We start from the raw sequence: 26318 nt of genomic DNA, 5'->3' as shown, positions 1-26318 counted from the left end.
TGGTTGCATTACATAACCAGTCTAGCACAGGCGCACATGGGCATCAATTGAGCATCTCTTGCCGTCTATTGCTCGCGCGGCATGCACCGCCGATCCGGACCGGCGCTTCACAACCTCTGAACAAGTCAGTGCCACATCCTCACTCCGACCATGAATCGTATCTGACTCGGGTCTCCCCCCTGTTGACGCACCAGAGTGGCTGTCTCGCCGAAGCTTCGGTCGAATGACAGGCCGATGTACGGGGCAAACTTCCGATGAATTTCGTAGCGCAGGCGAGCCCCAAACTCCAGATTGTTGAACCCTGAGCCGGTTGTAAACTCTTCCACCCGCTGGATAGCCAGGTTTGTCTGAAAGCGGCCCTGGAGGATGAGACGTTGAGTGAGCAAAAAATCTTTCGTATACGACAGACGGGCCGACACAGCGCCGCTCTGATCAATGAATAACGCCGATTCAAACTCGTAGTTGTACGGCACAATTCCCTGTAGCCCGATCACCCCCATGCCGCGCGCCACAGTCCCACCACGAAACGATTGCGTTTCCATTCGACCACCGACTTGAATGTCGTAATGCTTCCAGAGGAACCGGCCATACAGCAGTTGGAAGTCCACATCGTAATCAGCCTTGAAGGCGGTGTCCTGTTGCCCTTCACTCTTGAACCAGAGTCGGTTGTAATCTCCGCCGTACCACCCTTCGATATCCCAGCGGTAATCGCTGTTGCTGCCGTTTCCACCTGTGCGGGGGCGATATTCCAGGACATCGACCAACGTAAATAGGTGGCGTTCCCGATCGTGCACAGGATGAGGCCAATCCTGTCGTGGTATGCCAGTCGCCGGGGTCCGAACGCGCTCCTGCAGAACTTCGACTGGAGCGCCATCCGCATGCGCAACCCCATGCCCATGGTCGGCTTCCGCTGAGACGGTTGTCGATCCGATACCTGCGCTCAATACACAGGCAGCCAACACTCCGCAACCCTTGGAGAGCGCTGAGCTCACCGGCTCAATCTCCCGTTTGCTATGACGTGACCTCGACGATGCGAAACATGCCCGCTTCCATATGGAGGAGGAGATGGCAGTGAAAGGCCCAAGGCCCAGAGGCGTCGGCAGTGACCGCAACGGACAGCCGTTCGGCTGGTTTGACCACGACGGTATGCTTCCGGGGAAGATAGGCCCCGGATCCGTTTTCCAGCTGCATCCACAGCCCATGTAGGTGGAGCGGATGTTCCATCATTGTGTCGTTCACGAACGTGAGCCGAACTCGTTCCCCATAACGGACACGAATAGGCTCCGGCGCATCCGAGAACTTCTTGCCGTCGAACGACCACATGTAGCGTTGCATATGGCCGGTGAGGTGCAACTCGATCTCCCGCTCCGGCGCTCGTTGGTCCTGATAGGGAACGAGGCTCTTCAAGTCGGTGTACACGAGGACACGCCTGGAGCTCTGTTCAAATCCTCTTCCCGGTTCATGCATCCGGTTTTGTGAATATTCAGCTACCGCTTGGTTACCGGTGCCATGGTCATCCGGGCCATGGTTGACCGGTGTTGCGCCAGGGATCGACGAATGGTCTCGACCATCACCCTCCTCGCCATGTTGCATGCCTTTGCCGTGCATTGTGTCATGATCATTCGTGGCAGACCCAATCACGGCATGGCCAGTGTGGCCATGTCTCAACATTCCCATGTCCTCCATCGTGCGAAGCGGGCGGGCACGGCGTTCCGGGATCTCCCCTTCCATCCCTGGCCGGGGAGCAAGGGTTCCGCGAGCGTATCCGCTCCGATCCATGGGTTCGGCAAAGATGGTGTACGCACGATCCTCGGTCGGATGGACAATGATGTCGTAGGTCTCGGCGGGGCCGAAGCGAAACTCGTCAACAACGACCGGCTGCACGTTCTGGCCGTCGGCTTGGACCACCGTCATGGTGTGCCCAGGAATGCGGACATCATAAAACGTCATCGCGGCGGCATTGATGAAACGCAGCCGCACCCGCTCGCCCGGTCGGAAAAGACCGGTCCAGTTGCCGGCGGGTGACAAACCATTCATGAGGAACGTGAACGTCGATCCGGTCACATCGGCAAAATCCGTCGGATCCATCCGCATCTCGTCCCACATCACGTAATTCCGCAGAGCGGGCCACAATCCCCATCTTGCCGCGTCTGAAAGAAATTCACCGGCATCGCGTTTCTGATAGTTGTAATAGCCGGACTGTTTTTTGAGATTGTCGAACAACACCTCAGCAGACTCGAAGCTCCACTCCGAAAGCATCACGACATGCTCCCGGTCATACTGAAACGGCTCCGGCTCGATCGGATCCAGAATGATCGGCGCGTACATACCCTGTAATTCCTGACCACCCGAGTGACTGTGATACCAATAGGTCCCGCTCTGCTTGATGGGAAAGTGATAGGTAAAGGTCGATCCGGGCATAATGCCGCCGAAGCTGACACCCGGCACTCCATCCATGCGAGCGGGCAGGAGTAATCCGTGCCAGTGGATCGAGGAAGTCTCTTTTAATTGATTCATGACACGCAGGGTTGCTGTTTGGCCCTCTTTCAAACGGATGAGCGGACCAGGGATCGTCCCGTTGATCGCCACGGCAATCCCGATTTTTCCGTCCATGGCCAAGGACTCTTCGCCGATCACCAGCTCGATCAACTCCCCACTGAGCGTCGAAATATCCGGACGGGAACGAGCGGCGGATAGCAACGGATGGCTCGCGCAGGAGGCAAGGAGCGGTTGGATCCCGGCAAGCAACCCCAATGCCCCTGCTCGCTTCAGCAAGAGGCGTCTCGATATCACCTCATGATTCATCTTCGATGAGCGGTATGCCCAAGGTTGTTAGAGCGCCAGTTTTCGGAGGCGCAGTGCGTTCGCGATCACTGAGACGGAACTAAACGTCATGGCAGCGCTCGCGATCATGGGGCTCAAGAGCACCCCGACGAACGGGTAAAGAATCCCAGCGGCAATGGGAACCCCAAGGATGTTGTAAATGAACGCAAAGAACAGATTCTGCCGGATGTTGCGCATCGTCCCTCTGCTCAACCGGCGCGCCCGCGCGATGGCTCGGAGATCTCCCTTGACCAGCGTGACCCCCGCGCTTTCCATCGCCACATCGGTGCCGGTCCCCATCGCGATCCCCACCTGAGCCTGCGCCAAGGCCGGTGCATCGTTGATCCCGTCGCCCGCCATCGCCACGACATGTCCTTCTGATTGGAACCGTTTGATGACCGCCGTCTTCTGCTCAGGCAACACCTCGGCATGGACATCATCGATATGAAGCCGCCGCGCCACCGCCTCGGCTGTCGTCCGGTTGTCGCCGGTCAGCATCACGATCCGCAGGCCTTCACGATGCAACAGGTCGATCGCCTCCGGCGTGGAGGACTTAACGGGATCGGCGACCCCCAACAATCCTGCCGGCTTGCCGTCGATCGCCGCGAACATCACGGTCTGGCCCTCAAGTCTCAAAGGTTCAGCCTGCGCCGACAAGGCCGTCGTCTCGATGTTCGACTCGTCGAGAAACAGCGCAGTCCCCACGGTCACCACACGGCCCTCAACCGTCCCCGTGACCCCTTTCCCCGTGAGCGAACGAAAATCCTGCGCCTTCGCGGGAACGATTCCCTTGTCTCGCGCGCCGGACACGATCGCCGCCGCCAAGGGATGCTCGCTGCTTTGCTCCAAACCGGCTACGAGCCGCAAAAGGTCCGTCTCGCTGAAGTCCGATAGCGGAGCGACCGCCATGAGACGAGGCTTGCCCTCCGTCAGCGTGCCGGTTTTGTCCACGACGAGAATATCCACCTTTGCCAAGGTCTCCAGCGCTTCCGCGTTTCGGATCAGCACCCCTGCCGTCGCGCCGCGGCCGGTCCCGACCATGATCGACATGGGCGTCGCAAGGCCTAAGGCGCAAGGACAGGCGATGATCAACACCGCAACGGCATTCAATAGCGCATAGGCCATGCGCGGTTCGGGACCAAGGAAGGCCCACATCGCGAAGGTGACAAGGGCGACCGCGATGACGATCGGCACGAAGTAGGCCGCGACAAGATCCGCGAGCCGTTGTATCGGCGCGCGCGTACGTTGCGCTTCGCTGACCATCCGCACGATTTGCGCCAACAACGTCTCTCGGCCGATTCGCTCAGCCCGCATCACGAAACTACCGGTTCCGTTGACCGTTGCCCCGACGACCTTGTGACCCGATTGCTTTTCCACGGGGATCGACTCGCCGGTGACCATCGATTCATCAACGGCGCTCGACCCCTCCAGCACCACCCCATCCACCGGAATCTTTTCGCCGGGTCGCACACGCAACCGATCGCCGACCCTGACCTGATCCAACGGAATATCCGCTTCTTGCTCATTGCTGCGGACAACCCGGGCCGTTTTGGGTGCCAGCCCCAAGAGGGCTTTGAGGGCGCTGCTGGTCCGGCTCCTGGCTCGCAACTCCAACACTTGCCCTAACAACACGAGGGCGATGATGGCCACCGCCGGTTCGAAGTAGACGGCAAGCTCCCCTCCATGCACGCGGAAGGAATCGGGAAACATCCCCGGAACCAGCGTGGCCGCAACGCTGTAGAGGTACGCCGCGCCGGTCCCAAGTCCGATGAGGGTGAACATGTTCAGATGGCGGCTGACGATCGACGCCCACGCTCGTTCAAACAGCGGTCGACCAATCCATACCACTACCGGCGTGGCCAGCAAGAACTGGAACCACACGAGCGCTCGTCCGGAAACAAGTTGTTGCAACGGTCGGCCCGGCATCATCTCAGAAATCATCAGCGCGAAGATCGGTGAGCCCAGACCCACGCTCTGCCAAAACCGGCGCGTCATATCCACCAGTTCCGGATTGATTTCCTCCACTGTCACCGTGCGTGCTTCCAAGGCCATTCCGCAAATCGGGCAGACACCCGGCGCCGACTGGACGACCTCCGGGTGCATGGGACAGGTATATTCGGTACGGGTCGGCAGCACGCTCACGTCCGCCGGCTCCAATGCCATTCCGCAGATAGGGCACGCTCCCGGCTTGGTTTCGGAAACCTCAGCATCCATTGGACAGATGTACGTGACGACTCCACCGGCTGGAACGGGTATAGGCTTGGGAGCCCGTTGTTCAAGCGGGAGCAGATAATATTCGGGATCACCACGGAACTTTTCGAGACACCGGGTGGCGCAGAAGAAATACTTCTTTCCTCGATACTCGTGGATACCAGCCGCCGTCGCCGGTTGCACCGTCATGCCGCACACCGGATCGATTTCGCCCGGCGTAGCCTGCGCCATCATCGGCAGCGGCTTCCGTGGAGCGGGCATCGTGACGGGAGTGAGCGGTTTTTTGCTCAGCGCGCGCTCGGGGTCGGCGCGAAATCGTTCCAGGCAGGATGTCCCGCAGAAATAGTAGGTCGTGCCTTTGTAGTCATACCGACCCGCCGCCTTGGCGGGATCAACCGTCATACCGCAGATCGGATCAATAGCCATTTTCATCCAGGGAGACGTGCTCACCCCTTACCTTTCGCCTCTCGCTCCTTACCAGTTACTTCTTCGCATCGGCATCGAGAATGCTCCGAATGATGGTGACGACATTTTCAGGCGTCATATTCGCCCCGTCGACTTTGATATTACCGTCCAACAGAAGCGACGGCGTAGATGACACCTTGATCCGTTCGCCCAATCGCCGCCCTTCCTCGAACAGTTTGGCCGGTTTTCCGCTTTCCAGCCCCATTTCGAACATGTTGGCATCCAAACCGACCTCCCTGATCAACATGGAACGAATAGAGCGATCCAGCACCCCATCGAGCTTTTCCTTGTGAATGATGCGGAACAAGACAGCCTTCATCTGATCGCCTTTGCCCATCAGCTTCGCCTGCTCGTACATGTCGAACGGGGTCGGCAGCTTCCCGGGAATCACGGGGAATCCGACCATGGTGACCTCGACCTTGTCCCCGAATTCCTTCAGCAACAGAGGCACCCCCGTCTCCTCGAAGTGATGACAATGCGGGCAATAGAAGTCCGCAAATTCGATCACTTTGACCTTTCCTGGTTGATGGGTCGACGGCTCATCCTTGAGGATCTCGAACTTGCCCTTCAGCTCCGGCTTGGCCGCGGCGGCGCTCACCGATGCATGCACATACCCGATCACACCCACCATCATCAGCACACCCATCCAGATCGACTTCGTTCGACCGTTCATCTGAAAACTCCTTTCACGGGTAAAGACTCGTGCCCCATTATAACGGATAGAGCGAATGAAGCGCTTCCTTGCCGTCTGTTATAATTCATTGATGCGACAATTCCGATCCCTCGTCATGACGGCCTTCTTGTTGGTGGCCCCGGGCTGCGCATTGCTCGGCGGCCGGACCGACATAGACACGTCGAACATTCCGCAGATCACCTTCTCGCAGGTCAAAACGGCGCCCGAATCGTATCACGGTCAGCCTGTCACCTTCGGCGGGAAAGTCCTGGCGGCCAAGCGGCTCAAAGAAGGAACGAGGATCGAAGTTCTCCAATTGCCGCTGACGTCCTCTTCGCAACCAGTCATGGATCTGAGCAAGTCCCAGGGTCGCTTTATCGCTTTGCAGAAGCAGTTCCTCGACCCCGCCACCATTCCGGCCGGCACATTTGTGACGATTGCAGGAGAGGTCGCCGGCTCGTTGACGATGCCGCTGGACGAGACGGAATATACCTACCCGCTTTTGCACGTCACCAACCTGCGAACGTGGGCGGACGACGAAGACGATGCCCCCCGCATTCGTCGCCACATGGGTCCAGGTCCTTATTGGGGTCCGTACTGGTCTCCGTACTGGAGGCCGTGGCCTTACTACTGGTGAGCGCCATCGGTCGGAAGCTCCAGGAGTCGCCCTCGAAGACATCGCGATTGCCGGATGACGGAGAGGAAGATGCCCGCCCGCTGGAGGAGCACAGATGACAAAAATGGCCCGTCGGGAGAATCGAAGAAAGAAACACGGCTCCTCGAACCTGAGCTCGTCCGTCGTGGCCACGCTGAAGGAACAAATCGTTCACTGGCACTACCCGCCGGAACATCGGTTGACCGAAGATGAATTGTGCAAAACCTTCGGCATGAGCCGCAGTCCGGTTCGGGAGGCGCTCCGGGTACTGGCATCCGACGGCTTCGTCAAGAAGCTGCCGAATCGGGGCTACGTAGTCAAACAGCATACTATCGAAGAAATCGAGGAGCTGTACGAGGTGCGTTTGGCATTGGAACTCTATGCCGTCGAATGCCTAGCGAGCAAAACACAGACGACGAAGCTTGCGGCCGAGCTCGCCGACCTCACCCAAACCTGGACCGAACTCTTGAAGGAATCGTCCAAGAAACCGGAGGAATTCGCCATACTGGACACGCTCTTTCACGATACCCTGGCCCGAGTCTTGGGAAACAAATCCCTTCTGCGGCACCTTCGGACCATCAATGAACGGCTGAGGCTGTTTCGAATGCTCGATTTCCAGAGGCGAGACCGCGCCGAACACACCTGCCACCAACATCTGAAGATCTTGGAGCGGATTCGAGTCCGGGATCCGCAGGGCGCGCGGGCCGCCATGCAAAAAAATATCGAAGAGGGACGTCACAATATCGGCATAGCGATCAAGGATGCGCTGGCCAGAGCTTACTTGAAGAACACCTAAAGGGCGCTGTGTAATCCCGCCAATCAGGTGGTCCCCGTCGCGCCTTGGACTGAGTGACGCCGGGTGGCGCAGTGACGACACTCTGTCCCCCCCTCCCCCCTTTTGCAGACGATCGACATTTTTCATGCCCGTGAGAATGAGCACAAGCAGGACGTCCAAGTAGATTGAACTTGGTAGACCTGATTGTATACAATCAAAAAATGGCCGCCGCCGGAAAGACAATCGGTTGTTTGTCCGCGCATGATGACATCCGGCTTGGAATTGTTTCCTGAGACTCGGAGTCCCGAAAGAGCAGCATGATTCGAAACGATCAAATGGCGGAGGGAGAATCATCCAACCTTAGTTCGTCGATTGTGGCCACCCTGAAAGAACAGATCCTTCACTGGCACTACCCGCCCGAACATCGGCTGACCGAAGTCGAACTCTGCAAGACATTCAACGTGAGTCGGAGTCCTGTCCGGGAAGCGCTCCGTGTCCTGGCAACCGATGGATTCGTGAAAAAATTGCCGAATCGTGGCTACGTGGTCAGGCAGCATAACATCGACGAAATCGAGGAGCTCTACGAGGTTCGCGTAGCATTGGAACTGTATGCCGTTGAATGCTTGGCGAGAAAGGGTCCGCTCAATGAGAATGCCAAGGAAGACTTGGTGAAGCTGAAGAGGACATGGACCGACCTACTGAACGGATCTTCCAAGAAAGCCGAGGAACTCGCCAGACTCGACACTCTGTTTCACGAGACGCTCGCCCATGCGGCAGGGAACAAGACGCTCTTGCGGCACCTTCGCACCATCAACGAGCGCTTGATGCTGTTTCGCATGATCGATTTCGACAAGCCGGATCGAGCCAAAAGCACATGCCATCAACATCTTAAAATCCTAAAATGCATAACAGCCAAGGATGCGCCTGGAGCACGGGCGGCAATGCAACAAAACATCGATGAGGGACGCAACAACGTCCATACCGCGATCAAGGACGCATTAGCCAAAGCCTACTCGATGAAAAGCTCATGAGCGCCCCGTAATTTCTGGACGATGGGGTATCCATCGTGCGTTTTCAGGCCCTTTCGGTCGGTATTCAGGTACCGCGCCATCCTTTCAGCGGAACCGTGCACAGTGTGTTCCGCCAGGCCTGCAATCTGTGGCTCGAGCCTGATACACTTCTGACCTTACTTCCATGCCGGAAAGGTAATGTCCCTCACGGCATTCGCCTAGACACCCCATCTCATTTTGTCTTCCCGCATGCCGTTCGAGTCGGACGATCGGCCGCATGTCGGGGAGGAATTCTCCGCATCGACGGAGCTGATTGTTCCGTCGATCTGCGGCCTGCGCGTCCCTGGCACATCGATCTCAACGAGTTGCCCATCGATCTTGGCCGACCCACGCAGGCTCGATCCTGGGCCGTGGCTTGGTCTGAATTGAACAGGCATTGCCACACATACGGCATATCGGAGAATCTGGGAACCTTTTCCCTATCAGAAAGACGACCTGCCACTTCGGCGGTCTCGGAGATTCTTCTCCGACAGGGCGCTCACACGATCCCGTCGCTTCTACAAGCGACGCGCCGCCTTCAAGTAGGAGATGCCATGATCTCCGTTAAAGCGCTAATCGGCCTTGGGCACGGCCTTACGCCATCGGGCGATGATTTTCTCGTAGGTTACATGGCTGGACTATGGTGCACGGCTGGGAGCCACCCATCTCGGATGCGATTTCTGACGGCTTTAGGATCGGAGCTGTCGAAAGTGTCACGGAACACCAATGAGATCAGCTGCGCCTATCTCCGGTCCGCATCCAAAGGCCATGTCTCTGAACCGATCGCGCAGTTGGCGCAGCAGCTGTCCCAGGCGAACGATATGAACGGCGTCAGGGCAGCCGCGCAAACCGCTCTACAGGTCGGGCATACGTCCGGCCGCGACGGTGTGTCGGGGATGTTATTGGGCTGTCTTGTTTGGCAGGAGCTGTCTCCTCATTTGATTTGCGGCGGCCTTCTTCGTTTGTCTGTTCTCTGCGATTCAATGGCCCGACGATGAAACCAGAGTCGAACGATGCAAGAGGCGCAGATGACGGCCGGTCCTCGGTTGATTCGGCCTATGACTTAAAACCCGCGCTTTGCTCTTGACTTGGTATACAATTTTGTGTTCAAGTTCCATTCGACGGTCCGAGAAGTCAGGCATTCAGGTCGGTAGCACTTTTCAACCGATCGGTTCTCTCGTCTAAGACGAGACATCGCGCCGCAGGATTTGCCGTTCGCCACATAAGCCATCGGCGGGAGGTCGACCCACCCGCCTGACGTTGAACGCCGCGAGCCAACCCAGGCAAAGGCGTCAATGGGAGACCCTCTACATGGCCAGGGCGACAAAAATAATCCGGAATTTCTACCGCGATTCCGTCTCGCTAATGCAGCTTTCCTCCTCGTTTGCCAAGCTGCCCGGCGTGGAACAAGCGTCGGCCGTGATGGCCTCTGCCAATAACATCAGTCTCCTCCAAGAGGCCGGCTTGCTGGCCGAATCGATTGAAGCCTCCGCCAACGACCTCTTGATTGCCCTTCAAGGAGAAGCCGATGCGCTGGAATCGGCGCTTGCCGCGGCGGAATCCTCGCTGAAACAACCTTCCCCTTCATCGACCGGCAGTGAACAATCCCGCGGCATTGCTCCCCGCAGCATCGAGATGGGACTCGGAAACCTCGTCGACGCAAACCTCGCCCTGATCTCCACGCCTGGCGAGTACGCGGCGGCGGAGGCCTTCAAGGCGTTGAGTCTCGGCCTCAATGTCATGCTCTTCAGCGACAACGTCGGGCTTGAGGACGAGATCGCGCTCAAACGGTTCGCCCAGGAACGCGATCTCATTGTCATGGGCCCGGACTGCGGAACCGCCATTATCAACGGCATCCCGCTTGCGTTCGCGAATGTGGTGCGTCGCGGAGTCATCGGTGTCGTTGCCGCATCCGGCACCGGTCTCCAACAGGTCACCTGCCTGGTCGATCGATGGGGCGGCGGCATCTCGCAGGCGATCGGAACGGGCGGGCACGATCTGCGCCGCGAGGTCGGCGGTATTTCCATGCTTCAGGGCCTCAAGGCGCTGGCGGCTGATCCCTCCACCTCCGTGATTGTGCTCATTTCCAAACCTCCGTCGCCGGAAGTAGCCGCCAAGGTACTGGAGGCGGCCGGCGTCGCGGGGAAGGCGGTGGTGGTCAATTTTCTTGGCGCCGACCCCGATCAGGCACGACGCAAGAATATGTACCCCGCCGCCACACTCGAGGATGCGGCGGCGGCGGCGGTGGCGCTCGCCGACGGCAAAACTCCGGAAGCCAGGAGAGCGAGCGTGCCTCCTCTTTCCACCACGCTCCTCGCTCCGCGGCAGCGATACGTTCGGGGCCTCTATAGCGGCGGCACCTTTTGCTACGAGGCGTCGCTCCTCCTGAAAAAAGAACTGGGGCAGATCAATTCCAACACGCCCGTGGAGCCGGAGGATCGTTTAAGCGATGTCTGGATCAGTCGAAACCACACGGTCATCGATCTGGGCGACGATCTCTTCACGCGCGGGCGACCCCATCCCATGATCGACCACCGGCTCCGAAATGAGCGGTTGATCAGGGAAGCAAGCGATCCCGAGGTGGCAGTGCTCATCCTGGACATTGTCCTTGGCTACGGATCTCACCCCGATCCTGCCGCTGAAATGATCCCGGCGATTCAGAAGGCGCGTGATCTTGCCGCCGAAGCAGGCAGACATCTGGTCATCGTGGGATTCGTCTGCGGCACGGCTGCAGACCCGCAGAATCTGTCCAAGCAGGAGACGGCTCTTCGAGAGGCCGGGGTCATCCTTGCGGAGAGCAATGCTCAGGCTGTGCGCATGGCTGCCTCCGTGGTCCGGGAGGTCGGCGTCGTCGGAGAACGATTGTGATACAAGCGTTGTTTCAGGAGAAGCTCCATGTCTTGAATGTCGGTCTATCTTCCTTCGCCGATTCCATCACGAGGGCGGGAGGATCGGTGCTCCAGATTGAATGGGCTCCGCCCGCTCAGGGAGAGCAGGAGGCCGGTCGTGCGTTGGCCCGGTTGATCAATCTACTCTCTGTCGAAACCGCCAACCGGACCGCGTTCGATGCCTATCAATCAGCCCAGCCGGTGTTGAACGGCGTGGGCACCGCCGGCCAGGTGTTGCCCCACATCACGGAGCGGATGATCCTGCACAGTGGTCCTCCCATTGCGTGGAAGGAGATGTGCGGCCCCATGAAGGGAGCCATCGTCGGGGCGATTCTCTATGAAGGCTGGGCGGAGAGTCTCGCCGAGGCGGAAGCCATGGCCTCCGGCGGTGACATTGCGTTCGAGCCGTGCCACCACCACAATGCCGTCGGCCCGATGGCCGGGATCATCAGCCCATCCATGCCGGTCTGGATGGTGACCAATACGACCAACGGGAATCAGGCGTTCAGCAACTTGAACGAGGGCCTCGGCAAGGCGCTCCGGTTCGGCGCCAATGGTCCGGACGTGATCACCCGTCTCACATGGATGGGGCAGGTACTCGCGCCGACCCTGCGAGCCGGCATCGAGCTCCTAGGCGGGGTAGACCTCAAGCCCATGATGGCGCAGGCTCTCCACATGGGCGACGAGGTGCATAATCGTAACGCCGCTGCCTCCTCGTTGTTTCTGAAACGCCTCATCTCAGCCTTGTTGAAGACACGCGCCTCCGCTGCCGACATCGCGGCGGTCGTCGAGTTCATCGCCGGCAACGACCACTTCTTCCTGAATCTGTCCATGGCGGCTTGCAAAGCCATGACCGACGCCGCTCATGGCGTTCCGGGCAGCAGCATGGTCACAGCCATGGCCCGTAACGGAGTCGAGTTCGGCATCAGGGTCAGCGGCACAGGGAACGGGTGGTTTACGGCACCCGCGCCGATCGTCGATGGACTCTTCTTTCCCGGTTACACCACGGCCGATGCCGCGCCTGATTTAGGAGACAGCGCCATCACCGAAACCGCCGGTGTCGGCGGATTCGCCATGGCGGCATCCCCGGCCATCGTCAAGTTCGTCGGCGGCACGCCGCAGGACGCGATCGACAACACCATGGCCATGACGCATATCACCGTCGGCCGCAACAATGCCTTCACGCTGCCGGCGCTGAACTTTGCCGGCTCACCGGCGGGCATCGACATCCGGAAGGTCGTCGATACCGGCATTCAACCGATCATCAACACAGGGATCGCCCATCGCGAGGCAGGGATCGAACAAATCGGAGCGGGGATCACCCGCGCTCCCCTCGCCTGTTTCACGCAGGCGGTGTCGGCGTTGGCCAAGATGATGAGCGCGACGTGACGCGCTCGAAGGACTCCTATGGGATCGTCTAACAAACTTGCCGTCGTGGCTGTCGGAGGCAACGCGTTGATCCGCGACAAGAATCACGAATCGATTCCGGATCAAAGTCGAGAGGCGGCCGTCACGACGCATCACATCGCGGACATGATCGCAGCCGGGTGGAATGTCGTCATCACCCATGGGACCGGTCCTCAGGTCGGCTTCATTCTCCGCCGTTCTGAATTGGCCCTGGAAGAAGTTCCTCCCGTGCCGATGGACTATGCCGATGCCGACCTGCAGGGCGGCATCGGATACATGTTTCTCAAAGCCCTCTACAACGAATTCCGCGTACAGAAGATCGATCGGAAGGCGGTGGCCATCATCACGCAGACCTTGGTGGATCGAAACGATCCGGCATTTGCCGATCCCTCCAAACCGATTGGATCGCACATGGACGAAGAGACGGCGCAGCGACTTGCCCGCCGCCAGGGATGGATCGTCAAGGACGATGCAGGGCGCGGATGGCGGCGGGTGGTGCCGTCGCCGCAGCCGAAGACGATCGTCGAGCTGGCGGCCATCAACCTCTTGGCCCGATCGGGGTTCGTCGTGATCGCCTGTGGGGGCGGGGGGATTCCCGTGATTCAAGACGAAGACGGAAGCCTGATCGGCGTCGAAGCCGTCATCGACAAGGACTTGGCATCAAGCCTGCTGGCCCGTGGCATCGGGGCTGATTTGTTGCTGGTCTCCACAGGAGTCGAGAAGGTGGCCATCAACTTCAATACGCCGGACCGGCGATGGCTGGACCGCATGACCGTGGCTGAAGCGAAGAAACATTATGCGGACAATCAATTCGACAGAGGCAGCATGGGACCGAAGATTCAGGCGGTGATCGACTTCATAGAAGGGGGTGGGCAGACCGGATTGATCACCAATCCCGAGAATATCGGTCGCGCCCTTGCCGGCGAAACGGGAACATTTATTGTGAAGTAGGTGTACCGCCACACATCTCACCCTGAGGGAGGACCCTATGTCCGAATCACGCAAACTGACGAGACGCCAAGTGCTACAGGGGACCGCAGCCGCCGGGGCGCTGGGCATGTTGGGCAATGTGGAGTGGATCGGCCAAGCCTGGGGCGCATCGGACAAGGTGAAGATGGGCTTCATCTTTGTAGGCCCGCGAGACGACTATGGGTACAACCAGGCACATTTCGAGGGGAAAGCGGCGGTCGCCAAACTTGATTGGGTGAAGGCCTTCGATGAGGAAAAGGTGCCCGAAACCATCGAGGTCCAGAAAACCATGGAAAGCATGGTCAAACTGGACGGGGCTCAGGTGCTCTTCCCCACGTCGTTCGGATATTTCGATCCTCACATCCTGAAGGTTGCGCCGCAATTTCCCAACATCCGGTTTTTGCATTGTGGCGGGCTGTACCAGGACGGCAAACACCCCAAGAACGTCGGAAGTTACTTTGGCTTCATCGATGAGTCGCAATATATCGCCGGCATCGTGGCGGGCGGGATGAGCAAGAGCGGGAAGCTGGGGTTTGTCGCCGCGAAGCCTATTCCACAAGTGTTGCGCAACATCAACAACTATACCCTCGGCGCCCGCAGCGTCAGGCCCAACTGTACGACCCATGTGATTTTCACCGGCGACTGGTCGCTGCCGGTCCGCGAAGCGGAAGCCACGAACAGCTTGGTCGACCAGGGCATTGATGTCATCACGTGCCACGTCGACAGCCCCAAGGTCGTCGTCACGACCGCCGAAAAACGAGGCATCTTTTGCACCGGATATCACTGCAACCAATCCAAACTTGCCCCGAAGGGGTATCTCACCGGAGCGGAATGGAATTGGGCCAAGGTCTACATGGATTATGCCGACCTGATTCGAAAAGGGCAGACGGTCCCCCATCTCATCCGGGGCGGTTTGAAGGAAGGAATCGTCAAGGTCTCCGAATACAACCAGGTGGTGACGGAAGCCGTCCGCAAACAAGCCGACGCGGCCAAAGACAAATTCATGAGCGGCGGGATGGTCGTGTACAAGGGCCCGATCAAGGACAATACCGGCCGCGTCGTCATTGCCGGAGGAAAGGAGCATGCCCAGACCGACATCTGGCTGGAAAGCATGGATTGGCTGGTCGAAGGAGTCATCGGTTCAACCAGGTCGTGAGCATCGCCGTGCCACAGACCTTGAACAAAGCGCTGGAACCGTTCCTCATCATCGTCGGATCCCTGACGGTCTCCATGGTGTTGTTCGGAATCTTTGTGGCGTCGGCCGGAGCCGATCCGTTCGAGGTCTATCAGACGATGTATCGCGCCGCCTTCGGCACCTCATTTTCCTGGCAGAACACATTGGTGCGAGCCGCGCCGTTGATGCTGACCGCCCTTTGCACCGCGCTGCCCGGGTATCTGGGCTTGATTATTATCGGAGGCGAAGGCGCCGTCGTCATGGGAGGCCTCTTCGCGGCCATTGCGGCTCTCACCATGCCGACAGCTCCACCCATGGTCGTGTTGACCGCCATGACGATGGCCGGCATGGCGGCGGGCGGTCTCTGGCTCGCGATAGGAGGAGCATTGCGGCACTATCGCGCCGTCAATGAAACCATCAGCAGCCTGTTGCTGAACTACATCGCCATCGCCCTGCTGAACCATCTTGTCACCAGCACCTTTCGTGATCCGGAAAGCCTCAATCATCCTTCGACCCATCATATCGGCGAGGCCAATATGATCGGCGTCATTCCTGGAACAGATCTTCACTGGGGATTGGTGTTCGGTATCGTGGCTTGTGTCCTCGCCTGGTTTCTCATGCATCACACCGTCTTCGGCTTCGCGTCTCAGATCGCCGGGGGCAATGTCCGTGCGGCCCGGATCGCGGGCCTGCCGGTCGGGCGGCTGATCATGATCATCTGTTGCGTGGCGGGGGCGGCAGGTGGGCTCGCGGGCATGCTGGAAGTGGCGGCCATCCACGGCAGGGCCAATGATACTCTCAATGCCAATTATGGGTATGCCGGCATTCTCGTCGCATTTGTGGCGCGGAACAATCCATTGGCCATCATTCCTGTCGCCGTCTTGTTGGGAGGCATTCGCGCCAGCAGCGGGTTATTGCAGCGCACGCATGAACTGCCCGATGCGACCGTGCTCGTCATGCAGGGAATCATTTTCCTCGTCATCCTCTTCAGCGAAACCCTGTACGGTCGTTTTGCGAAATTACAGAAACAAGGAGCCTCCTGATGGAAGTCGGATGGTGGGGAGTGCTGATCGCGGTGCTGGGCGGAGCGATTCGAATCGGGACGCCGTTTCTGTTTGTGTCGTTGGGCGAATGTTTGACCGAGAAGAGCGGCCGCATCAATTTGGGCCTGGAAGGCACACTAGTCATGGGCGCGATGACAGGCTATGCCGTCTCGCTGCACAGCGGGTCTCCCTGGCTGGGAGTCCTGTGTGCCGGATTGGCCGGCATGGTGCTCGGCGCCCTGCACAGCTGGCTCTGCAGCTTCAAGCGAGTCAACGATATCGCGGTGGGTATCGCGATGATGCTGTTCGGCACGGGGTTGGCCTTCTTTCTGGGAAAGCCGTATATCCAACCCTCCGCTCCCCGATTGCCCTCCATCGATCTCGGAGGCTGGAGCGAGGTGCCTCAGATCCAGGCGGCCTTGCAGATCAACGCCTTGTTTCTGGTGGGAATCGTCGCGGCTGTCTTGCTTGGGTGGATGCTGAAAAATACAGCCTGGGGGCTGAAAGTCCGGGTCGTCGGCGAAAGCGCGGATGCGGCGCGCGCCCTGGGATTGCCGGTTGATCGGATACGGATCCTCAGTACGGCTCAAGGAGGATTTTTAGCCGGAATCGGCGGGTCCTATCTCTCCCTCTATTATCCATTCAACTGGAGCGAAGGCCTTTCGAGCGGGCAGGGGCTGATGGCGGTGGCATTGGTGATCTTTGCCCGTTGGCAGCCGGTGGGTTGTCTCTGGGTTTCACTCTTGTGGGGAGGGGCAGCTGCGTTGGGGCCATCCTTGCAATCCGTGGGAGTCACCGGCGGATATTATATCTTCAACGCGATCCCTTACATCATGACGCTGGCAGTGATGATCATCACCTGCTCCCCCCGACGCACTCTCGTGGGAGTACCGCACGAACTCACAGTGACCCGCTGAATGGTGATACAGGATGAATCGTGAACATCAAACCTAAAGATCCATCAGAGGTGAGCCATGAGTAGGTATGTCGCATCCGATCCCTATCCCTATCCATACAATGGAGATCTGCGGCCGGACAATTCGGTCTTTCTCATCATCGACATGCAGACGGATTTTTGCGGCAAGGGCGGCTATGTCGACAAGATGGGCTACGACATTTCTCTCACCCGCGCCCCCATCGCGCATATCCTCAAAGTGCTCTCGAAAGCCAGAACCATCGGCATGCATGTCTTCCACACCAGGGAAGGCCACCGGCCGGACTTGGCGGATCTCCCGGACAATAAGCGGTGGCGCAGCCGGAGAATCGGAGCCGGCATCGGAGATCCCGGTCCTTGTGGGAAAATCCTGGTTCGAGGAGAGCCGGGATGGGAGATCATTCCTGAACTCGCTCCTAAGCCGGGCGAACCGATCATCGATAAGCCGGGCAAAGGTTCGTTCTGGGCGACCGATTTGGAAATGTTGTTGCGGCTTCGCGGCATCCAGAATGTGATTTTGGCGGGAATCACCACCGATGTGTGCGTGCATACCACCATGCGCGAAGCGAATGATCGCGGTTTTGAATGTCTCTTGCTGGAAGATTGTTGCGGCGCAACTGATGTGGGGAATCACCAGGCTGCGATAAAAATGGTCACCATGCAGGGCGGCGTGTTCGGCGCCGTGGCAAAATCGGATTCCCTATTGGAGGCGCTGTCATGACGGATGGAGTTCCTCCCGATTTACAAGCGTTGGGGATTACCAAACGTTTTGGGCCGCTCACAGCCTTGAAGGACGTGAACTTTCACTTGCGGTCGAGCCAGTTCCACGCGCTGCTCGGTGAAAACGGCGCGGGCAAGAGCACCCTGGTCAAATGCATCATGGGATATTACCACCCTGATGAGGGAAAACTGTTGTTGGATCAGCAGCCGGTCACGATTCGCAGCCCACGCGACGCACAAACCTTCGGGATCGGCATGGTGTATCAACAATTCACCCTCATCCCCAACATGACGGTCCTCGAGAATCTGGTGATCTCCAAGGCCAAGTTGGACTCCGTCATCGATTGGGAGAAAGAAGAGCATCAGCTGACAGGGTTCATGGACAAAATGCCGTTCAAGGTGTCGCTCGCCGCTCGCGTCAGTTCGCTCGCCGCGGGCGAAAAACAAAAGGTGGAAATCCTCAAACAACTCGCGCTGCGGAACCGCATCCTTATTCTGGACGAACCAACCTCGGTCCTGACGCCACACGAAGCGGATGAAGTCCTAGGCCATCTTCGAGCCATGACCCTGGCGCGACAATTGAGCGTCCTGATCATTACCCATAAGCTTCGCGAGGTGGCGGCATTCGCCGACGAAGTGACCGTCCTTCGCAAGGGGCGATTCGTGGGTTCCGGGAACGTCTCCGAGCTGAAAGTCTCGCAGATGGCGGAGATGATGGTGGGCTCGGAAGTGACGGTGAAGCCGAAGCAACGGACCGTCCCGTTAAGGAAAGTTCCGAAGCTGGTCCTGCGCGATATCCGTGTCAAGGATGATATCGGTGTGGAAGTCGTGCGGGGCCTGCATCTCACCATCCATGAAGGCGAGATCGTCGGAGTGGCCGGGGTCTCGGGCAACGGCCAGCGAGAACTGGTCGAGATCCTGTCGGGACAACGCCAGGCCGCTTCCGGCACGATCCACGTGCAGGATCAGCCGTTTCAGCCGACCCGCGAGAAGATCATGCGACACAAGATTTTTTGCCTGCCGGAAGAACCGCTCCAGAACACGTGCGTCGGACGCATGACGGTGGCGGAGAACCTGGCCTTTCGCAATTTCGATCTTGCGCCTCACGCGGTGGGCGGCTGGCTCATCAGTCGCCCCGCGCTGCGCCGAAGCGCGTTCGGACTCATCGAGCGCTACAACATCAAACCACCCTATCCCGACACGCCCATTCAGTCGCTCTCGGGGGGCAACGTGCAGCGCGCGGTCTTGGCGCGTGAACTATCGGCGGAGGTGGAGATTCTGATCATCGCCAACCCCTGTTTCGGGCTGGACTTTCTGGCCATGGAGGAAATCCGCCTGCAGATCGTCGCCGCGCGCAATCGCGGGACGGCCGTGCTGCTGGTCAGCGAAGATCTCGACGAGATATTGGAGCTATCCGATCGCACGGTGGTGATGTTCAACGGTCGACTGGTCTACGAAACCATGTCGTCCGGCGCGGATCTGGGGATCATCGGGCGACACATGGCAGGACATACGACATGAATACCGTCGTCGCTTCTCCCTATCCTTATCCATTGCCCGTGAGAGACTCGGGCGATCGCGTGGCATTGGTGATCATCGATATGCAGCGCGATTTCGTCGAGCCGGGCGGATTCGGCGCGGCGCTTGGGAATAAGGTCGAGCATCTGCAAAAAATCGTGCCGACCGTCGCGAAACTCCTCAAGACCTTTCGTGAGTTGGGATTGCCCGTGATTCACACGAGGGAAGGCCATCGCCCCGATCTCTCGGATTGTCCATCCGCCAAGAAACGGCGCGGACATTCCACGCTCCGCATCGGCGATCCCGGTCCGATGGGACGCATTCTGGTCTTGGGAGAGCCGGGAAGCGATATCGTCCCGGAATTGCGTCCGGAGGCCGGCGAACTCGTCATCGACAAGCCGGGCAAGGGGGCCTTCTACGCCACCGATTTACAGGAGCGCCTGACGACGCTCGGCATCACGCACTTGGTGTTTACCGGCGTGACGACGGAAGTCTGCGTGCAAACCAGCATGAGAGAGGCCAACGACCGGGGATTTGAATGTCTCCTGATCGAGGATGGGACGGAAAGCTATTTCCCCGAGTTTAAACAGGCCACAGTCCGCATGATTCAATCCCAAGGCGGCATTGTCGGCTGGGTCACTTCGGCTGATCGTCTCATCGAATCTCTTCGGCAGGCCTACGCAGGGAGCGCCTCGTGAATCAGAGCGACGTGCTGCTCGCGGTCAACGGCACGCTGATGCGAGGACTCGAGCTCAACCCAAACATGGTAGCCGCCAAGGCAACGTTCGTCCGGGAGACGATGACCGAGCCGGCCTATCGCCTCTGGACGATCAACGACGAGCATCCCGCCATGCTGCGTGTCACCGACGGGACCGGCGTCAAGGTGGCGGTTGAAGTCTGGTCGGTACCTGTCACGGGGTTGGCGGGGATCTTGCTGAACGAACCCCCCGGTCTGTGCATCGGGAAAGTGCGTCTGGAAGACGGAGGCATTGTCTTGGGCGTGTTGGGTGAGCCGGCGCTCGTCGAAGGTCATCGGGAGATCACCGCCTACGGCGGCTGGCGGTCATATATAGCCCGGCATCCCCGTTAGGGCTTCTCAAAGAAAAATCTCGCATGCCCGTATGATAGATACGGTACGAGGAAATGGATTGTGCTGTGTATCCCCGAAGGGCCAGAGAGTCGGAAGGAGGCAGCCACCGACTCCCTGGGCAGGTCTGGAAGAAGAGTGCGCAACTGCCAGACCCGTTTCCTTTGATTGTTCAGCAAGTGCCGCGCTACGGGACCGATCGCGCTTGTCCGACCCTCTTCGCGTTTCGTACGTTGAGCCTCGGAGTGACGCAAGAACGCCGGCGGCGGACTTTTTCACCATCCTGTTAGACATCGTCGACAAAAAATGAGCCGGGGCGGAGGTAGACGGAGGCAACACCTGCGCCCCGGGTCGGTCCGAGCGAGGGGGAGGCTCGACCGGACAGCGATAGCTCGGTACTTTTCGAATGGGCTTGGATGACTCGCTACTTCCTTCCATTTCCTGTTTCGCGTGGATGGACCTGAGCCGGGCTTCCCTGGGAACGGAATGCCGCGTCCCGATCCTCCGGGGAGAGGCAGGCCGCCGCTCCTGAAATATCATTTCATTGTTCCGATGGACTGACAGATGGATCGAGATGACTCAGACAGAATACGTTCCGGAAAAACGAGACGAACCGGATCGGCAGACCGGCCATCGACTCGATACAGAGCACGGAACGTGTCCCACCTGAATCATCCGAGCGCCAAAACAGGCGGAGCGCGAGCGGGTCGTGAAATAGAGTGATCAACCGAATGCGAACAGGCGATGGACAGTGCCTCCGAGGCTACGACGAGACCGACCAACACAATGGGCGCCGACGCCATTGGCCCAGCCTGTGAGGCCATCTGGCAAGACCAGGTACAGAGCGGTGAATGGGCAGACTCCTGTGAATGGTGATGGGACCCGGACGGCGCGACAGGCATGGAGGCGCACCCTGCCGCCGGCACAACCAGTCCCACATACACCAAGATGGTCAGGCCAACGACGGAACGGCGGAACCGGATAACCCGATATGCGCTGATAGTCTGTCCCTTCATGGCCTTTCTACTTACGCTTTTGTCCTCCATTCGTCCACTGACGCCTGCTCCAGTTGCAACAGAAACTGCGGCGCAATCCACTCCATGCGAAGCGAGCCTTCACATAGATCGGTCATCCATTCCCCGCACAACTCGCGAAGCGCGGAGTCAGCTCCGCTTAGTTGGATTGCGCGGCATGCGCGGCCAGATCCACGCCTGCGGCAAAAACGTTCATTAATAAGGCGGGTTAGGGAGCAGTCTGCACCAAGTCTTGGCAAAACCTGTCGACTGTGCGCTCGAAGAGGAACAGCGCCGTGTCTTCGAGCGAGGCAGCCAAAGCTGCTGCGGCAGCGACGCGGACTTGCTGGGCGGATACGCCGAAGCGCTCCGCGATCCAGGCCGCGTCGGCAAGATCCTCATCGGTGCCGCGGCGGAGTTTGGCAACGATGAAATCCACCGGATCCAAGAGGGACACCCGGACTTTCGATTCGTCGATCATGACCGTGGCGCGATCACGATACCCAGGCGGCATCGCCACCACCGACCAGCCAGACAGACTTTGCCCTAGATTAGCGGGAATGTTGTGGCGGCTCAAAAACGCCTTTAAGGACCGGACGCCGTCACGGAGTTCGCCGTCTATGTCGATCGTTGCGCGGGAGGGATGGCCGTATGCCAGCATAGCCATGCCGCCGATCAAGACTAAATCGACCGCATGTCCTGTCTCATCGACATATTCCCGGAGCAATGCGCGCAGGCGGTCAAGCGTGAGCATGGGCAAATTCGAGAGCCTCCGCAAGCTGACGATGGAGCCGCTCATCGATGGGGCCATGGTCTTCTGGAAGCGGGGCGCGTGATACAAGCCCGGAGACGAGGGTGCGATATCTCGTGTGCCACCGGCATGCCGTCTCATACGCTTCCCGAACCAACGGCTGGCGCAGGGCTGTCCACTCGATGGAATCATTCACCAAAATTTCAAGCCAGAGAATGCGAGCGATTCGCGGATGACACAGCGCCTCATCGAGGGACGCCACTCCAAGATAGGCCGGCAGCAGCTTCAGCAAAGGCGGAGCGGGTGTCGTAGACATGGGTGGGAATTCTACACCGGTTCCGCCACGTTGCCAACTCGAACGAACGAGGCAGGACGGATACCTCATACATCCGGTCAGAAGGCGTCCATTGCTTGATCGATGTTTTCAGTTGGTCTCATACCATGTCACCCTCCACGGCCGTGAGGCTGAGCGTTTCTCAAACTCCAACAAAAAGCCGGCCGACGAGACCCTCCTGCCGCAAACCGATCACAACACGGTTCACCGACCCATAGAATGCCGCCCCGGAAAATTCATTCCCAGAGGCTCAACAGGGTGAGAGACACATCGTCCACACATGGCATCGACGTTGACTGCCGACACCGCTCACCAACCTTGGAGTGATCGACCGCTATGTGAGCGGGCGCTGCGAGGCTTCCGTCCTGCGTGGCGCCCACGCAATGTAGATCGATCAATGCCGACACCGTATTGCTGAAGATTCTCAAACTGCCGGCGCCCAAGCGCGTTCCGCCCAGTCGTCCGGCCTCGACCCAGCGATACACCGTCCAGCGACTCACATTGAGAATCTTCGCGGCTTCGTCCACGCGGAGCAGTCTTTTATGCTGCAAGGTACTGATTGCATTCATGATCAATTCCTCCATCTCTGTCTTGAATAGTGACCTGCGACAATCGGGAAGTCGTTTGCCGGTTTCGCCCCACCCTTCCTTCGCCGTTCACAATGGCAAGAGAAAAGACCGACGCACTCATCCGAGTCAACGACTGCTTGACTCAGACAGCATTCACGATGTGTCGCGATTGAAACGACCTCAAACTACGCATCAAGAGAACGGCATCCTCGGGAACGAGCGATACGTTCGATCTTGCTGCCTATCCGCGCGAGAGAAATACCGCGCTTGGAGGCGCCCGAGGATGACGTGTCGGAGAAGCAGATGAGAGGAAATGTGTGTCAGGAACCGAGATTTGTTGTTCGACAATGGGCCGGGAGACCGCCACCGGCGGCTGCGCCACTGCGACGACATCCGACGTGGCCTGGCAAGCCCAGGCGCAATATGCGCTTTGGGGAGATGATTGTTCTTCACCGTGGTGATGATGCGCCTGAACTCTGTCGGCATGGGCCAGCGTGCAGCCGACAGTCATCACGACCAGTGCCACGTACATCAGCACGACACACCCGGCGATGGAAATGCAAAAAGAAGTCCGGCAGAAGCGTTTCATGTTCGTATAATGTCTACCACCAGGTTGCCGTAGCGTTCTTGGAGACAACTACTCCTATGGCCTTGTACAGGAACGCTCGCCGGCTGTCTACCTACAGGTGCTCACGCATGCTACAGATGTGACCTGCCGCCCCTAGGGCCGTCCGGCATGTTGGCGGCATCTCGTCCAATACAGAGGAACGCCACCATGAGTCCCACCACCGTATGAGTGAGCGCGTCATGCAGCGATCTCTTGCCCCATCGCACTAAAAGAGTCCCAACGTCACACCGCCGTAGATCGCCCGTCCATAGCCGGCGAAGAAGATCTGTTGTCCGGCGGCAGCCGCATGCGTTTCCCCGCCGATCACCTGTCCGGAGGCGGCATACTTCGTATCGGCGATGTTATCGACTTCGATAAACAGCTTGGCGAATCGGAACCATGACGATTTTGCAGTCTCGATGTTCTTGTACACATTCACGTTCCCGATCACGTAGGAAGGAAATCCGAACGTGTTGCTGTTGTTCAAGAAATAACTATTGGAATAGTTGCCTTCCACCCACGCGCCCAATCCCAACGGCGCATGATAGTATTCCAACTTGCCGTTCAAGATGTCGGTCGGCACATTGGGCACCTGCTTGCCGTCGCGGACAAGGAACCCGGCGGCGGTCCGGTCGGAGAAATTGATGTACTCGGAATCAATGTGGGTGTAAGCGCCGGCTATCCGCAGACCCGCCACCGGCCTCCAATCGGCGAACACTTCGACACCGCGGTATCTGGAAGAGTCCGCATTGACCGACGCGGCGAGATTTCCCGTCACCACCTGCGTGATGACTTCGTCTTTGTAAAAGGTGTAAAACGCGGCGACGTGGACCAGCAACGTCGGATGCAGCCTCGCCTCCGTGCCGATTTCCAAGTTCAGGTTCTTCTGTGGCTTCAGGCTGAAGTTGGTCCCGGGTTGTCCCGTAACGGGATCCCGCAGGAGATTGCCGAATTGGGGGATGCCGTAGCCGGTCGACGCTCTGATCCAATGGCGATAGTCCGGTGATGGTTTCCAGGTGATCGATCCCTCCGGCGCCCAGTTGGAAAAGGTGCGATTCGCGCTCGCGCGTGAAGCCAACGCACCGGTCGCTGGATCGTAGTTCGTCGCATGCACGCTGAGACGGGACTGTTCGAAGCCGAGCCCGACCGCCAAGATCCAGTTCGGGTAAAATTCCAGTTCCTCCCGGATACGGCCGCCGATGTTGAAAATGGTCCCTCGGCTGTTCTGGATCAGCGCTCCTTTGGTTCCGAAGCCGTCCGCCAAATTTTGGAAGGTGTTGCCCTTCTGCTCCATCTGATTCACGAAAAAACCGACGTAGCTCCTCAACGGCATGGTTCCCAGCCGGCCATCGTGTCGCAAATCGGCGTAGCTCTTGTAATTCGGGTTGGTGTTCTCGCCGATCGTCGAAAATGACTGTTGGATGTCTTTGACGTCGTAGTCGGCTTCCACCGTCACGACCGTATCGGCATTGATCTGCCGCTCATAGATCCCTCCGATAAGAGTGCGCCGATCGACCCGGCTCTGATTGAGCAAAAGGGCATCGGCACAGCCGCCGTTGAAGGTGCCGGGCGCGCAGATTGTTTGCGCGCCGCCGGCCTGCCGGTCGTCGGCAAAGAATTGTCCCTGCGTGAGTCTGGTCGGCACCTTCGTATTGAGCCAGTTGGTGATCGCCTTGAAATAGAAATTCTGCCGATCATCGATCTTGTAACGAATGTTAAAATTGAGAGTCTGCGTGTTGTAATTACTGTGTTGGATATAGCCGTCCTCCGCGACATGACTCCCGAACATCGAGATATCGAACCGATCGGTTTCTTGACCGATCGCGACACCGTACTTCTGATATCCATAGGATCCGCCCGAAAAGAACGTTTCCAATCCTCGAATGTCGCTCCCTCGTCTGGTTCGGAAATGAACCATTCCACCCAAGGCATAGTTATCATACAAGGACGAGGACGCCCCTCGAATGACTTCGACGCCGCGCATGAACCACGGATCATGAATGTCGAGCCGTGAGAGGCCGTCGGATTGAGTCTGAACGAATCCGTCTTCGTAGACCTTGATGTCTCGAATCGCGAAGGTCGTCTTGGCGCCCTGCCCGCGGATCATGATGCTGAAATCGCGAGGCCCGTTCGCCTGGCGCAAGACGACCCCGGGAAGCGATTCCATGGATTCTTTCATGGTTCTCGTCGGCTGGGATTCGGTTTCGGAAGGAACCGTCGCCGACAGCGAGACGCCTTCCGGTCGCTTCTGAAACCGCTTGCTGACGATGCTCATGTCGGACAGATCGAAATCCGGCTTGGCATCGGCCGCGGCTTCCGTCGCTGCTTCCCCAGGACCAGACTCGGCTGTCTCCTTGATAATCGGCGAGCGCTCGGCTTGGGGCTTTTCACTTTCTTTCTTCTGTTGCAGTTCTTCAAGCTCCTGCAGAATAGTCTTCAGCCGATCTCTCAGCTCTTTCTCTCTCGACATGGCCACCGGATCGGCGGGTGGAGCATCTTGCGCAAACACAGCCGCGCCTCCGATTGCGATCAACGCCAAGACTGCGACGGGAATCGCGGACCACTTTCGAAACGTTCGTGCATCGACAAACATAGCGGCTCACTCCCTCCATGTGGTTAAACGGATCTTCCGGCAGAGAATCCACCTAGGATC

General features: G+C 58.6%; 24 protein-coding genes. 14 read left to right on the top strand and 10 right to left on the bottom strand.

Features of this window, described 5'->3' with window-relative positions:
• Positions 1 to 125 precede the first annotated feature (125 nt).
• The 4 genes from COMA2_RS10265 to COMA2_RS10250 are packed head-to-tail and all read right to left on the bottom strand — an operon-like array spanning position 126 to position 6172.
• A complete protein-coding gene (locus tag COMA2_RS10265) occupies positions 126 to 992 on the bottom strand; it encodes a copper resistance protein B (protein ID WP_217490697.1) in 867 nt (288 codons plus the stop codon).
• 19 nt (positions 993 to 1011) lie between these two features.
• Positions 1012 to 2805 carry a copper resistance system multicopper oxidase gene (locus tag COMA2_RS10260; RefSeq protein ID WP_090897324.1) on the bottom strand — a complete coding sequence of 598 codons (1794 nt, stop codon included), beginning with the start codon at positions 2803 to 2805 and terminating at the stop codon, positions 1012 to 1014.
• Between the two features lie 27 nt (positions 2806 to 2832).
• Positions 2833 to 5460 carry a heavy metal translocating P-type ATPase gene (locus tag COMA2_RS10255; protein ID WP_090897427.1) on the bottom strand — a complete coding sequence of 876 codons (2628 nt, stop codon included), beginning with the start codon at positions 5458 to 5460 and terminating at the stop codon, positions 2833 to 2835.
• Positions 5461 to 5515: 55 nt separating this feature from the next.
• Positions 5516 to 6172 (bottom strand): DsbA family protein, encoded by a 657-nt coding sequence (locus COMA2_RS10250; protein WP_090897321.1) that lies wholly within the window; start codon positions 6170 to 6172, stop codon positions 5516 to 5518.
• 55 nt (positions 6173 to 6227) lie between these two features.
• Here COMA2_RS10250 and COMA2_RS10245 point away from each other — a divergent pair, with 55 nt between their 5' ends.
• The 14 genes from COMA2_RS10245 (at position 6228) to COMA2_RS10180 (ending at position 20394) form a co-directional block, all read left to right on the top strand.
• Positions 6228 to 6809, top strand: coding sequence for a Slp family lipoprotein (locus tag COMA2_RS10245; RefSeq protein WP_090897319.1), 582 nt, complete (start codon positions 6228 to 6230; stop codon positions 6807 to 6809).
• A gap of 94 nt (positions 6810 to 6903) precedes the next feature.
• Positions 6904 to 7623: a GntR family transcriptional regulator gene (locus COMA2_RS10240; protein WP_090897316.1), complete on the top strand. Its 720-nt coding sequence runs from the start codon at positions 6904 to 6906 to the stop codon at positions 7621 to 7623.
• 296 nt (positions 7624 to 7919) lie between these two features.
• Entirely contained in the window at positions 7920 to 8633 is a 714-nt protein-coding gene (locus COMA2_RS10235) for a GntR family transcriptional regulator (protein ID WP_090897313.1), read from the top strand.
• Positions 8634 to 9205: 572 nt separating this feature from the next.
• Positions 9206 to 9649, top strand: coding sequence for an oxamate carbamoyltransferase subunit AllH family protein (locus COMA2_RS19770; protein WP_139077249.1), 444 nt, complete (start codon positions 9206 to 9208; stop codon positions 9647 to 9649).
• A 313-nt stretch (positions 9650 to 9962) separates the two neighbouring features.
• Positions 9963 to 11519 carry an acyl-CoA synthetase FdrA gene (gene fdrA / locus COMA2_RS10225; RefSeq protein ID WP_090897309.1) on the top strand — a complete coding sequence of 519 codons (1557 nt, stop codon included), beginning with the start codon at positions 9963 to 9965 and terminating at the stop codon, positions 11517 to 11519.
• The gene (locus COMA2_RS10220) at positions 11519 to 12928 is read left to right on the top strand and encodes an oxamate carbamoyltransferase subunit AllG family protein (protein WP_090897424.1); all 1410 of its coding nucleotides are present in this window, start codon (positions 11519 to 11521) and stop codon (positions 12926 to 12928) included. The genes fdrA and COMA2_RS10220 overlap by 1 nt, the downstream gene beginning before the upstream one ends.
• 18 nt (positions 12929 to 12946) lie before the next feature.
• On the top strand, positions 12947 to 13897 hold the full coding sequence (arcC, locus tag COMA2_RS10215) for a carbamate kinase (RefSeq protein ID WP_090897306.1): 951 nt from the start codon (positions 12947 to 12949) through the stop codon (positions 13895 to 13897).
• Between the two features lie 37 nt (positions 13898 to 13934).
• Complete coding sequence (locus COMA2_RS10210) at positions 13935 to 15071, top strand: BMP family ABC transporter substrate-binding protein (protein ID WP_090897304.1); 1137 nt, start codon at positions 13935 to 13937, stop codon at positions 15069 to 15071.
• An 8-nt stretch (positions 15072 to 15079) separates the two neighbouring features.
• Entirely contained in the window at positions 15080 to 16132 is a 1053-nt protein-coding gene (locus COMA2_RS10205) for an ABC transporter permease (RefSeq protein WP_217490694.1), read from the top strand.
• Positions 16132 to 17049: an ABC transporter permease gene (locus COMA2_RS10200; RefSeq protein WP_090897303.1), complete on the top strand. Its 918-nt coding sequence runs from the start codon at positions 16132 to 16134 to the stop codon at positions 17047 to 17049. The genes COMA2_RS10205 and COMA2_RS10200 overlap by 1 nt, the downstream gene beginning before the upstream one ends.
• 57 nt (positions 17050 to 17106) lie before the next feature.
• Positions 17107 to 17787 (top strand): biuret amidohydrolase, encoded by a 681-nt coding sequence (biuH, locus tag COMA2_RS10195; RefSeq protein WP_090897299.1) that lies wholly within the window; start codon positions 17107 to 17109, stop codon positions 17785 to 17787.
• A complete protein-coding gene (locus COMA2_RS10190) occupies positions 17784 to 19307 on the top strand; it encodes an ABC transporter ATP-binding protein (RefSeq protein ID WP_090897296.1) in 1524 nt (507 codons plus the stop codon). Before biuH ends, COMA2_RS10190 begins: the two co-directional genes overlap by 4 nt.
• Entirely contained in the window at positions 19304 to 20002 is a 699-nt protein-coding gene (locus COMA2_RS10185) for a cysteine hydrolase family protein (protein ID WP_090897294.1), read from the top strand. The genes COMA2_RS10190 and COMA2_RS10185 overlap by 4 nt, the downstream gene beginning before the upstream one ends.
• Entirely contained in the window at positions 19999 to 20394 is a 396-nt protein-coding gene (locus COMA2_RS10180; protein ID WP_217490693.1) for an allophanate hydrolase-related protein, read from the top strand. The genes COMA2_RS10185 and COMA2_RS10180 overlap by 4 nt, the downstream gene beginning before the upstream one ends.
• 668 nt (positions 20395 to 21062) lie before the next feature.
• Here COMA2_RS10180 and COMA2_RS19765 read toward each other — a convergent pair.
• The 6 genes from COMA2_RS19765 to COMA2_RS10155 all read right to left on the bottom strand — a co-directional run bounded on the left by COMA2_RS19765 (position 21063) and on the right by COMA2_RS10155 (position 26258).
• On the bottom strand, positions 21063 to 21407 hold the full coding sequence (locus COMA2_RS19765) for a hypothetical protein (protein WP_139077247.1): 345 nt from the start codon (positions 21405 to 21407) through the stop codon (positions 21063 to 21065).
• A 226-nt stretch (positions 21408 to 21633) separates the two neighbouring features.
• Positions 21634 to 22158, bottom strand: a complete 525-nt coding sequence (locus COMA2_RS10175) for a DUF6036 family nucleotidyltransferase (protein WP_090897291.1) — start codon at positions 22156 to 22158, stop codon at positions 21634 to 21636.
• On the bottom strand, positions 22145 to 22471 hold the full coding sequence (locus tag COMA2_RS10170) for a hypothetical protein (RefSeq protein WP_090897289.1): 327 nt from the start codon (positions 22469 to 22471) through the stop codon (positions 22145 to 22147). Before COMA2_RS10170 ends, COMA2_RS10175 begins: the two co-directional genes overlap by 14 nt.
• Before the next feature lie 254 nt (positions 22472 to 22725).
• Positions 22726 to 23058, bottom strand: coding sequence for a helix-turn-helix transcriptional regulator (locus tag COMA2_RS10165; RefSeq protein WP_090897418.1), 333 nt, complete (start codon positions 23056 to 23058; stop codon positions 22726 to 22728).
• Positions 23059 to 23299: 241 nt separating this feature from the next.
• Positions 23300 to 23647, bottom strand: a complete 348-nt coding sequence (locus tag COMA2_RS10160; RefSeq protein WP_090897286.1) for a DUF2946 family protein — start codon at positions 23645 to 23647, stop codon at positions 23300 to 23302.
• 244 nt (positions 23648 to 23891) lie between these two features.
• A complete protein-coding gene (locus COMA2_RS10155; RefSeq protein WP_090897284.1) occupies positions 23892 to 26258 on the bottom strand; it encodes a TonB-dependent receptor family protein in 2367 nt (788 codons plus the stop codon).
• Positions 26259 to 26318 lie beyond the last annotated feature (60 nt).

Origin of the sequence: Candidatus Nitrospira nitrificans (assembly GCF_001458775.1) — a bacterium.
GTDB lineage: Bacteria > Nitrospirota > Nitrospiria > Nitrospirales > Nitrospiraceae > Nitrospira_D > Nitrospira_D nitrificans.
This window is presented reverse-complemented; position numbering and strand designations above follow the sequence as displayed.

What these genes read in the sequence shown, in the direction of transcription:
- COMA2_RS10190 (WP_090897296.1), top strand. Translation starts at nt 17,784, where the DNA reads ATGACGGATGGAGTTCCTCCCGATTTACAAGCGTTGGGGATTACCAAA.
- COMA2_RS10255 (WP_090897427.1), bottom strand. Translation starts at nt 5,460, where the DNA reads ATGGCTATTGATCCGATCTGCGGTATGACGGTTGATCCCGCCAAGGCG.
- COMA2_RS10165 (WP_090897418.1), bottom strand. Translation starts at nt 23,058, where the DNA reads ATGAATGCAATCAGTACCTTGCAGCATAAAAGACTGCTCCGCGTGGAC.
- arcC (WP_090897306.1), top strand. Translation starts at nt 12,947, where the DNA reads ATGGGATCGTCTAACAAACTTGCCGTCGTGGCTGTCGGAGGCAACGCG.
- COMA2_RS10200 (WP_090897303.1), top strand. Translation starts at nt 16,132, where the DNA reads ATGGAAGTCGGATGGTGGGGAGTGCTGATCGCGGTGCTGGGCGGAGCG.
- COMA2_RS10185 (WP_090897294.1), top strand. Translation starts at nt 19,304, where the DNA reads ATGAATACCGTCGTCGCTTCTCCCTATCCTTATCCATTGCCCGTGAGA.
- COMA2_RS10170 (WP_090897289.1), bottom strand. Translation starts at nt 22,471, where the DNA reads ATGTCTACGACACCCGCTCCGCCTTTGCTGAAGCTGCTGCCGGCCTAT.
- COMA2_RS10210 (WP_090897304.1), top strand. Translation starts at nt 13,935, where the DNA reads ATGTCCGAATCACGCAAACTGACGAGACGCCAAGTGCTACAGGGGACC.
- COMA2_RS10250 (WP_090897321.1), bottom strand. Translation starts at nt 6,172, where the DNA reads ATGAACGGTCGAACGAAGTCGATCTGGATGGGTGTGCTGATGATGGTG.
- COMA2_RS10160 (WP_090897286.1), bottom strand. Translation starts at nt 23,647, where the DNA reads ATGAAACGCTTCTGCCGGACTTCTTTTTGCATTTCCATCGCCGGGTGT.
- biuH (WP_090897299.1), top strand. Translation starts at nt 17,107, where the DNA reads ATGAGTAGGTATGTCGCATCCGATCCCTATCCCTATCCATACAATGGA.
- COMA2_RS10245 (WP_090897319.1), top strand. Translation starts at nt 6,228, where the DNA reads ATGAAGCGCTTCCTTGCCGTCTGTTATAATTCATTGATGCGACAATTC.
- COMA2_RS19765 (WP_139077247.1), bottom strand. Translation starts at nt 21,407, where the DNA reads ATGAAGGGACAGACTATCAGCGCATATCGGGTTATCCGGTTCCGCCGT.
- COMA2_RS19770 (WP_139077249.1), top strand. Translation starts at nt 9,206, where the DNA reads ATGATCTCCGTTAAAGCGCTAATCGGCCTTGGGCACGGCCTTACGCCA.
- COMA2_RS10240 (WP_090897316.1), top strand. Translation starts at nt 6,904, where the DNA reads ATGACAAAAATGGCCCGTCGGGAGAATCGAAGAAAGAAACACGGCTCC.
- COMA2_RS10260 (WP_090897324.1), bottom strand. Translation starts at nt 2,805, where the DNA reads ATGAATCATGAGGTGATATCGAGACGCCTCTTGCTGAAGCGAGCAGGG.
- fdrA (WP_090897309.1), top strand. Translation starts at nt 9,963, where the DNA reads ATGGCCAGGGCGACAAAAATAATCCGGAATTTCTACCGCGATTCCGTC.
- COMA2_RS10175 (WP_090897291.1), bottom strand. Translation starts at nt 22,158, where the DNA reads ATGCTCACGCTTGACCGCCTGCGCGCATTGCTCCGGGAATATGTCGAT.
- COMA2_RS10235 (WP_090897313.1), top strand. Translation starts at nt 7,920, where the DNA reads ATGATTCGAAACGATCAAATGGCGGAGGGAGAATCATCCAACCTTAGT.
- COMA2_RS10155 (WP_090897284.1), bottom strand. Translation starts at nt 26,258, where the DNA reads ATGTTTGTCGATGCACGAACGTTTCGAAAGTGGTCCGCGATTCCCGTC.